The following is an 8612-nucleotide window of genomic DNA, read 5'->3' on the forward strand; positions in this document are numbered from 1 at the left end:
CGAGGTTCAGGTCGCCATCGGTACACACGCCCTGTTTCAGGATGCGGTGGAGTTCGACAACCTCGCACTGGCCGTCATCGACGAACAGCATCGCTTTGGCGTGCGACAGCGCCAGCAGCTTCAGGACAAGGGCCGCAACGGCGTCCACCTGCTTTCCATGTCTGCCACGCCCATTCCGCGCACGCTGGAACTGACCCAATACGGCGAGCTGGACGTCAGCCGCCTGAATGAAAAGCCGCCGGGCCGCACGCCCGTCACCACCGCCGTGGTGCCTCTGGTCCGCATCAAGGAAGTGGCCCAGCGCCTGAAGGCCGCCGTCGAAGGCGGCGCACAGGCCTATTGGATCTGCCCGCTGGTGGCCGAGTCCGAGGCCATCGACCTGGCCGCCGCCGAGGACCGCGCCGAGGCCCTGCGCCGCTTCCTTGGCACCGAGGTCGGGCTGGCGCATGGACAGATGAACGGTGCCGAGCGCGAGGCTGTGATGAACCGCTTTGCTGCGGGGGAACTGCCGGTTCTGGTCGCCACCACTGTGGTGGAAGTCGGCGTGGACGTGCCCAATGCCTCGATCATGGTGATCGAACACGCCGACCGCTTTGGTCTGGCCCAGCTTCACCAGCTGCGGGGCCGCGTCGGGCGCGGGGCCAAGGCGTCGTCGTGCATTCTGCTGTACGGTGCGGGCGAGAACGGCGAACTCGGCGAGACGGCGACCAAGCGTCTGGAAATCCTGCGCAACAGCGAGGACGGCTTCCTGATCGCGGAGGAGGACTTCCGTCTACGCGGCGGTGGCGATCCGCTGGGTCTGAAGCAGAGCGGCTTCCCCGCCTACCGCTTTGCCGACCCGATCAAGCATCGCCACCTGCTGTTGGCCGCCGCCGACGATGCGCGTCTGGTACTAAACCGCGATCCGAAACTGGAGAGCCAGCGCGGTCAAGCCATTCAGGTGCTGGAGAGCCTGTTCGACTGGCGAACCGATCGCGCCAGTATTGACTGAGCGCCTCCGTTAAAGGCGCTGCGCCGCTTCCAACTTGTCGATCATCCAGAACCGCGCGGGGGGCAGCGGCTTGTTCATCGGATGGAAGACGTATTGCTCAAGGAAATGGCCCGTCAGGTTCAGCCCGTGCCGGACGTCGCCGTCGTCCAAACCTGCCTGTGCACCAAGCAAGAATGGCGGCAAGGTTAGCAGCTTGTCGGCATAGGGCTCGCCCGCCGTGCGGCTGACGGCACGGCCCGTGCGGGGGCTGACCCATATCAGATCATCGGTATCACCTGTTGAGGCACAACGGCTGAGGTCCAATCCAAAGCCCAGCGACTCCAGCAGGCCCATTTCATAGCGTACAAAGATCGCGGGCCAGATGTCGGCAATCGCAAAGGCCGACATCAAGGCGTCGAAGGCATAGAACGCCCCCGGAAACGGCTCGCGTTCCGGCAAGGCCCCACCTGCGACCGCAGCCGCTGCACTCAGTCCGGTTAGGGCGACTGGATCATCGAACAGCGACGCAGGCCCCTCGCCGATCGGCTCCAGCCGCGCCGAACCCAGTTGATCTGAGGTGCGCGACCGGAAATCAGCCAAGACCTTGGCCCCCGGTTGCAGGAAGGGTTTGATGCGACGCGACGCTCCGCCGGCCACATAGGCGGCACGGCGTCCATGCCGCTCGGTCAACAGCTCGACCACCATACCCGTATCGCCGTGGGCGCGTGCCGACAGCACGAAGGCTTCGTCCTGAAACTCCAACTCAGTCTGCCTTTATCACCGCCACGACGGCGCGGGCTTTGTCATTGGGAACGGTGAAGCTGAGGACATAGTGCTCGATTTTCCATCCGTCCCCACCACGGATCAAAGTCCCCGAGCCACGCACCAGACCATAGCTGTCGTTGCTGAGCACTTCGTCAAAGGTGGCGACGCACTGACACGCGACCGGAGACAAACGTACCTCGCGCTCCTGCGGAATATAGGTCCATCCACGCCTCCGTGAGAAATAGGGCTCGGCATAGGCGCGGAATTCCTCGACGCTCCACTGCTCGGCGGCATCGGTGCCGACAAAGCGTCCCGACGGTGTGAACAGACTGAAATAGGCTTCGCCATCAGCGCGAGCCGCAGCTTGGTGAAAACGGTCCAGCACGGCATCCGCCCCCGCAATATCCGGTCCGGCGGGCGGCGATTGCAGAGTGGCAGCAAGCATAAGCGAAGCAAGAATGTTCATGGTTTGGACTCTACACCGTCATGCCTGAAACGGAAACTGGATGCGCATCCTCCGTAGGTCACCGAGCATGGCTCTGCGGTTACGACCAAAGGCGCATTGGAATCGGGCACTTGCCACCTTTAAGCCATACACAGCGCCCTGAGTTAATGGGGCGCATCTATAGGGTCGAGTATGTCTGTCATTCGCAATCAGGCGCTGAAATCCAAGGTCATGTCCGCACAGGACGCCGCAGCGCTCATCCCCAACGGTGCCAACGTCGGCATGAGCGGTTTCACCGGCTCGGGCTATCCCAAGGCGGTTCCGTCGGCGCTGGCCGCGCGTATGACGGCCCTGCGCGAGGCAGGCGACCCGATGCGTATCAAGGTCTGGACCGGCGCATCGACCGGACCGGAACTGGATGGAGAACTGGCGGCGGCTGACGGTATCGAGTTCCGCCTGCCCTACAACTCGGACCCGATTGCCCGCGAGAAGATCAACTCGGGCAAGATGGAATACCTCGACATGCACCTGAGCCAGGTGGCTCCGGTGGCGTGGCAGGGCTTCCTTGGCCCGCTCGATACGGCTCTGGTCGAGGTCGCCGGCATCACCGAAGACGGCGAATTGGTTCCGTCCTCGTCGGTGGGCAACAACAAGACCTGGCTGGACCGCGCCGAGAACATCATCCTTGAGGTCAACCGCTGGCAGAACCCGGCGCTTGAGGGCATGCACGACATCTATTACGGCACCGCCCTGCCGCCGGAACGCGTGCCGATCCCGCTGGTGAAACCCGACCAACTGATCGGCCAGCCGACCTTCAAGGTCAATCCGGACAAGATCAAAGCCATCGTCGAAACCGACGCCCCTGACCGCAACCTGCCGTTCGCCGCGCCGGACGACAACGCCCGCGCCATCGCCGGTCACCTGATCGAGTTCCTGAAGAACGAAGTGAAACAGGGCCGCCTGCCCGCTTCGCTGCTGCCGCTGCAATCGGGCGTGGGCAACGTCGCCAATGCCGTTCTCGCAGGCCTGAACGACGGCCCGTTCGAGCGCATGTCGGCCTATACCGAAGTGCTGCAGGACGGCATGCTGGACATGCTGGACTCGGGCAAGCTGACTGTTGCCTCGGCCACCGCCTTCTCGCTGTCGCCGGAAGCCGCTGCGGACCTGAACAGCCGCATGGAACAGTTCCGTGGCCGCATCATCCTGCGCCCGCAGGAAATCTCGAACCACCCCGAGCTGATCCGCCGTCTGGGCTGTATCGCCATGAACGGCCTGATCGAGGCCGATATCTATGGCAACGTCAACTCGACGCAGGTCATGGGTTCGCGAATCCAGAACGGTATCGGTGGCTCGGGCGACTTTGCCCGCAACGCCTACATCTCGTGCTTTGTCACGCCCTCGACCGCCAAGGGCGGCAAGATCTCGGCCATCGTGCCGATGGCGTCCAACGTCGATCACATCACCCAGGACGTGCAGGTCATCGTGACCGAGCAGGGTCTGGCCGATCTGCGCGGCCTGTCGCCGAAACAGCGCGCCAAGGTCATCATCAACAACTGCGCCCACCCGATGTATCGCGACATGCTGCAGGACTATTACGACCGCGCCCTGACGTCGTCGTACGGCCTGCAGTCACCGCACATGCTGACCGAAGCCCTGTCGTGGCACCAGCGTTTCATCGAGACGGGCAGCATGCTGCCCGCCTGAGGAAGTCCCCCACCCTCACGATGACAAAAAAGGCCGGATGGTTCGCCCATCCGGCCTTATTTCTAACGGCTCATCGATGTCGGGAACGGATGCCCCAAGGCCTCGGCCATCGCCTGCTGGCTCAGCAGGAAGACCTGATCGCGAAGGTGGTAGTTGTTCGACAGAACCACGACCGTAATCTTCTGTGTGGGCTCATACGACACAAGGTTGCGGAACCCCGACCAAGAGCCCGTATGGTAGATCTGCGGCTCGCTGAACGAAGGCGAAACCCGCTCGCCCAGCGAGTTCATAAACACGCCATAGCCATAGGCCCGATGCGGACGGCCCCGTTCCTTGGGCGTATCCTCGGGTGAATGGTCCCGTATCAGGTCCGCATAGGATTCCGGCTTCAGGATGCGGCCGTTGTGAAGCGCAAGGTTCCACATCAGCAGGTCATCCATCGTCGAGTACAACGCACCCGCACCATGAACCACGCTAACATTCGCCAGCGGCTGTGGCGTCAGCCCCTGCGGGAACAGGCCGTAACCCATCGCCAGACCCGGCGTATTGGCATGCACGTCAGAGCCGGTCTGTGTCATGCCCAGCGGTTCGAAAAACGTCTTTTGCAGATAGTCTTCGAATGACATTCCGCTGGCCTTGGCCACGATATAGGCCGCCAGATTGAAGCCAACGTTATTGTAGCGAACCTTCTCGCCCGGTTGGAATTGCAGCCCATAGCGCGTGGCATTGGCCAACAGCTGTTCCGGCGAATGCGGTGTCACCCGCACTTGGCCCCAGTTGGCCTGCGCCATCAGATCGGGAATGCCCGAAGTGTGGCTGATCAAATGATGGATGCGCACATTGGCCCAGCGCTCCGGACACGGCTGAATCCATTGACAGACCGGATCATTGACCGACAGCTTGCCCTCGTCCTGAAGCTTCAGGACCGCAACCCCAGTGAACTGTTTCGACACAGAGGCCAGCCGGAAACGCGTATCCAACTCAAAAGGCGTCTGCTGTTCGTAGTTCGCCTTGCCATAGGTCTGCCGGAACAGGACCTCATTGCCGCGCGCCACCAATACCGCGCCGGTGAACTGGCGTGTTGCGGCCATATGATCCAGCCGCTGCTTAAGCTGGGGCAGGCTTTCGACGACCCGGATTTCCGGCCGGACCAACAGCGGATCGGCCTCTGCCGAAACCAGGCTGGCATCGGGGGTTTCAGGGCCGTGCATGCGGGCCAGCGTGTAACCGCCGGCCAGCAATGCCACAGTGGCAATACCGATCAGCAACCAGGGCCGACGATTTGCCTTTTGGGGAACTTGAAACACTGAACTCTTAGACGTCGAATTCGAGGCCGAACTGCGAATACATGGCCTTGGTATCCTGCCACTTCGGGTCAACCTTGACCGTCAGGAACAGGTGGATCTTGCGGTCGAACAGCTGTTCCAGCTCTTCGCGGGACTTCTGACCAATCCACTTCAGGGTCTGGCCGCCCTTGCCCAGCACGATCGGGCGCTGGCTCTCGCGCTCGACATAGATGGTCTGTTCGATACGGGCCGAACCATCGGGGCGGTCATCGAAGCTGGTCGTTTCGACCGCCGCCGAATACGGCAGCTCTTCGTGGACGCGCAGATAGACCTTCTCGCGGGTGATTTCAGCAGCCAGAACGCGGGCCGGAACGTCGGCGGCCTGATCTTCCGGATACAGCCACGGGCCTTCCGGCATGGCCGAGGCCAGACGCGCCTTCAGGTCATCAACGCCGTCACCCTTGTCCGCAGAGATCATGAAGACCTCGGTATAGGCCCCCGTCTCGTACAGCTTTGCCGACAGGGCCAGCAGGGTGTCGCGGCGCATGCCGTCGATCTTGTTCAGGGCCAGAATGACCTTCTGGCCCATCTTGTTCAGGTTCTTGATGATGGTTTCGGTATCTTCGGCCGACTTGCGGTCCGCCGGCGTACCATCGCGGCTTTCGGCGCCCAGATGGGCCTGCGCGTCCACCAGATGCACGATCACATCGGCATCCTCGGCACCGGCCCACGCCGAGGCGACCATCGCACGGTCCAGGCGGCGGCGCGGATTGAACACCCCGGGGGTGTCCACCAGAACGATCTGGGCATTGTCGTGCATGGCGATGCCGCGCACGGGGAAGCGCGTGGTCTGGACCTTCTGGGTAACGATCGAAACCTTGGATCCCGTCAGCCGGTTCACCAGCGTGGACTTGCCCGCATTCGGGGCACCGATGATGGCAGCAAAACCTGCGCGTTGCCCTTCGGTCTGGACGGGGGTGTTTTCAGTCTCGGTCAAATTACGCCTTCACGTTTCATAAGTGCGACAGCAGCAGCCTTTTCGGCTTCCTGCCTCGAACGCCCCGTGGCCCGCACGGGTTCATAGCCTTGTACCACAACCTCGACCGTAAAGGTCGGTGCGTGATCGGAGCCGGTACGCTCCACAATCATATAGGTCGGCAACGGACGCCCCTGCCCCTGCGCCCATTCCTGAAGCGCGGATTTGGGGTTCACGATAGCCGGTTCGGGCGGCGAAGAAATCTCCTGCGCCCATGCACGGTCAAAGACCGCGCGCGCTGCGTCCAGGCCGCCGTCGCGATAGACGGCTGCCAGCACAGCTTCAACAGCATCGGCTATAACTCCGGCCTTTCTGCGGCCACCCGTCTTGGTTTCTCCGGCGGACAGCCGAAGGGCCGCACCGATGCCCAGCGCCTCGCCCACGCGGGCGCAGGCCGATTTATCGACCAGCGAGTGCAGACGGGCCGACAGCCTGCCCTCATCCGCTTCGGGAAACTCGCGCACCAGATAGTCCGCCACCAGCAGGCCCAGCACACGGTCGCCGAGGAACTCCAGACGCTCGTTGTCGCTGATCTTGGTATTGTGGCTCTCGGCCACGCTGGAATGGGTCAAGGCCCGCTCCAGCAGGGAGCGGTCCTTGAACTGATAGCCCAGATTGACCATCAGCTTTTCGACAGCGACGGTCCTCTGGTTGATTTGACCGGCCATTAGCTCAGCTTTTGGAAGAAGCGGCTCGGACGCAGTTTTGCGAACCAGCTGACCGGATTGAACAGGCTGGCACCCGGCGACCAGGACACCAGAATGATCTGGGCCTTACCGACGAGGTTCTCTTCCGGAACCATGCCCACGCCCATCGAACGCTCGACGCGGCTGTCGATGGAGTTGTCGCGGTTGTCACCCATCATGAAGTAGTGACCGGTCGGCACTTCGAACACCGGCGTATTGTCCAGTTCGAAGTTCGGGCCAAAGTCCTGCGTCATGAAGGTTTTGCCACCCGGAAGCGTCTCGCGGACCTTGGCCAGCGAGCGCGCGCCGAACAGATCGCTCATTTCCTGACGGGTCACGACCACGTCATCGACCGGCGCATCGTTGATGAACAGCTTGCCGCCGCGCATCTGCACCTTGTCGCCCGGCAGGCCGATGACGCGCTTGATGTAATCCACCTTGGTATCGCGCGGCAGTTTGAACACGGCGATATCACCGCGCGCCGGAGCCTTGCCGAACACGCGGCCCTCGAACAGCGGCGGGCTGAACGGGATCGAGTGTTTCGAATAGCCGTAGGACCATTTCGACACGACGATATAGTCGCCCTCATAGAGGTTCGGCTCCATCGATGCCGAAGGAATGGTGAACGGCTGGAACAGAAGAACGCGAACAACCAACGCGATCAACAGAGCAAACACTATCGTCTTGATGATCTCGACAGTTTCGTTTGCCGCGGACTTTTTCTCGGTCACAGGTTTGGCCTTCTTTCGGCGCCGCGGCGCAGTTATCGGCTTTTCGCTTTCGAGAGCTTCGGGATCATCCCCCAGATCAAAGGGGGCGTCTCCATCGTCGCTCCAAACGGGTTGGCGGGCGGCCTTGTTTTCGGCTGCGTCCGCTTCACCAAACTCAGCCTTGGTGTCGTCGCTCATGGTCTGCTCGAATCCCCCGCACAACGCGAGGTAACATATTCGCCTAATCTTTCATCAGGCGGCGGGCAAGGCTTCGATGATTACGAATGATTGAGAATATGGGTACTCGTCAGTCATGGTGAGGTGGATGTGCGCCACATGACCGTCCGGGGTCAGCTTTTTCAGATGCTCCGCAGCGTTCCCCGTCAACTGTAGCGTCGGCTTGCCGGAGGGCAGGTTCACCACCCCCATATCGCGCCAGTAGACATCAGAACGGATGCCCGTGCCCAGGGCCTTGGCACAGGCTTCCTTGGCGGCGAACCGCTTGGCATAGCTCCACGACGGATCGGGTTTACGGTCGGATCGTGCGATCTCGACAGATGTGAAGCAGCGCTTTTTGAACCTGTCTCCAAACCGTTCCAGCGTCTCTTCGATCCGGCGAATGTCGCACAGATCGGAGCCGATGCCGATGATCACGCGCCCGCTCCCATAAGGGCGGCGTCCATCGCGGCCCGCATACGGCGGATGGCTGCATCCAGTCCGACGAACACCGCCTCCCCGATCAGGAAATGGCCGATGTTCAGTTCCATGATCTCGGGAATGTCGAGAATGGTCGCCGCGGTCGCATAATCCAGACCGTGGCCCGCGTGGACCTCGATCCCCAGATCGTGCGCCTGTTTGGCGGCGGCCTTCAGGCGCTCGAACTCGGCGGCACGCTCGGCACCCGACGGGTTGCAGTAGCGGCCGGTGTGGAACTCCACCACCTGCGCGCCGACAGCGGCGGCGGCGGTCACCTGCTCGGGCGACGGCTCGATAAACAGCGAGACACGGAT

10 protein-coding genes are annotated in these 8612 nt (G+C 62.2%); 2 read left to right on the plus strand and 8 right to left on the minus strand.

The features are described from left to right. The coding region (locus B3H86_RS01185) for a helicase-related protein (RefSeq protein WP_292050736.1) at window positions 1–991 on the plus strand (991 nt) is incomplete at its 5' end. A 9-nt stretch (window positions 992–1000) separates the two neighbouring features. On the opposite strand, the gene recO is transcribed toward B3H86_RS01185, so the two are convergent. Further along, the gene (gene recO / locus B3H86_RS01190; RefSeq protein WP_292050737.1) at window positions 1001–1732 is read right to left on the minus strand and encodes a DNA repair protein RecO; all 732 of its coding nucleotides are present in this window, start codon (window positions 1730–1732) and stop codon (window positions 1001–1003) included. Between the two features lies 1 nt (window position 1733). Beyond that, a complete protein-coding gene (locus tag B3H86_RS01195) occupies window positions 1734–2201 on the minus strand; it encodes a nuclear transport factor 2 family protein (RefSeq protein WP_292050738.1) in 468 nt (155 codons plus the stop codon). Window positions 2202–2372: 171 nt separating this feature from the next. On the opposite strand from B3H86_RS01195, the gene B3H86_RS01200 reads away from it, so the two are divergent. Next, window positions 2373–3884, plus strand: coding sequence for an acetyl-CoA hydrolase/transferase family protein (locus tag B3H86_RS01200; RefSeq protein WP_292050739.1), 1512 nt, complete (start codon window positions 2373–2375; stop codon window positions 3882–3884). Window positions 3885–3946: 62 nt separating this feature from the next. Here B3H86_RS01200 and B3H86_RS01205 read toward each other — a convergent pair whose 3' ends face one another. The 6 genes from B3H86_RS01205 to B3H86_RS01230 form a co-directional block, all read right to left on the minus strand. Beyond that, the gene (locus tag B3H86_RS01205; RefSeq protein ID WP_292050740.1) at window positions 3947–5152 is read right to left on the minus strand and encodes a serine hydrolase domain-containing protein; all 1206 of its coding nucleotides are present in this window, start codon (window positions 5150–5152) and stop codon (window positions 3947–3949) included. A 46-nt stretch (window positions 5153–5198) separates the two neighbouring features. After that, window positions 5199–6167 carry a GTPase Era gene (era, locus tag B3H86_RS01210; protein WP_292050741.1) on the minus strand — a complete coding sequence of 323 codons (969 nt, stop codon included), beginning with the start codon at window positions 6165–6167 and terminating at the stop codon, window positions 5199–5201. After that, entirely contained in the window at window positions 6164–6862 is a 699-nt protein-coding gene (gene rnc, locus B3H86_RS01215) for a ribonuclease III (RefSeq protein WP_292050746.1), read from the minus strand. Before rnc ends, era begins: the two co-directional genes overlap by 4 nt. Window positions 6863–6873: 11 nt before the next feature. Next, complete coding sequence (gene lepB / locus B3H86_RS01220; protein ID WP_292050742.1) at window positions 6874–7800, minus strand: signal peptidase I; 927 nt, start codon at window positions 7798–7800, stop codon at window positions 6874–6876. Window positions 7801–7854: 54 nt separating this feature from the next. Further along, window positions 7855–8256: a holo-ACP synthase gene (acpS, locus tag B3H86_RS01225; protein WP_292050743.1), complete on the minus strand. Its 402-nt coding sequence runs from the start codon at window positions 8254–8256 to the stop codon at window positions 7855–7857. After that, window positions 8253–8612: pyridoxine 5'-phosphate synthase (locus B3H86_RS01230; RefSeq protein ID WP_292050744.1), on the minus strand; the 360-nt coding region annotated here is incomplete at its 5' end. The genes acpS and B3H86_RS01230, both read right to left, overlap by 4 nt.

It is taken from the genome of Brevundimonas sp. UBA5866 (assembly GCF_002432125.1).
Classification (GTDB): Bacteria; Pseudomonadota; Alphaproteobacteria; order Caulobacterales; family Caulobacteraceae; genus Brevundimonas.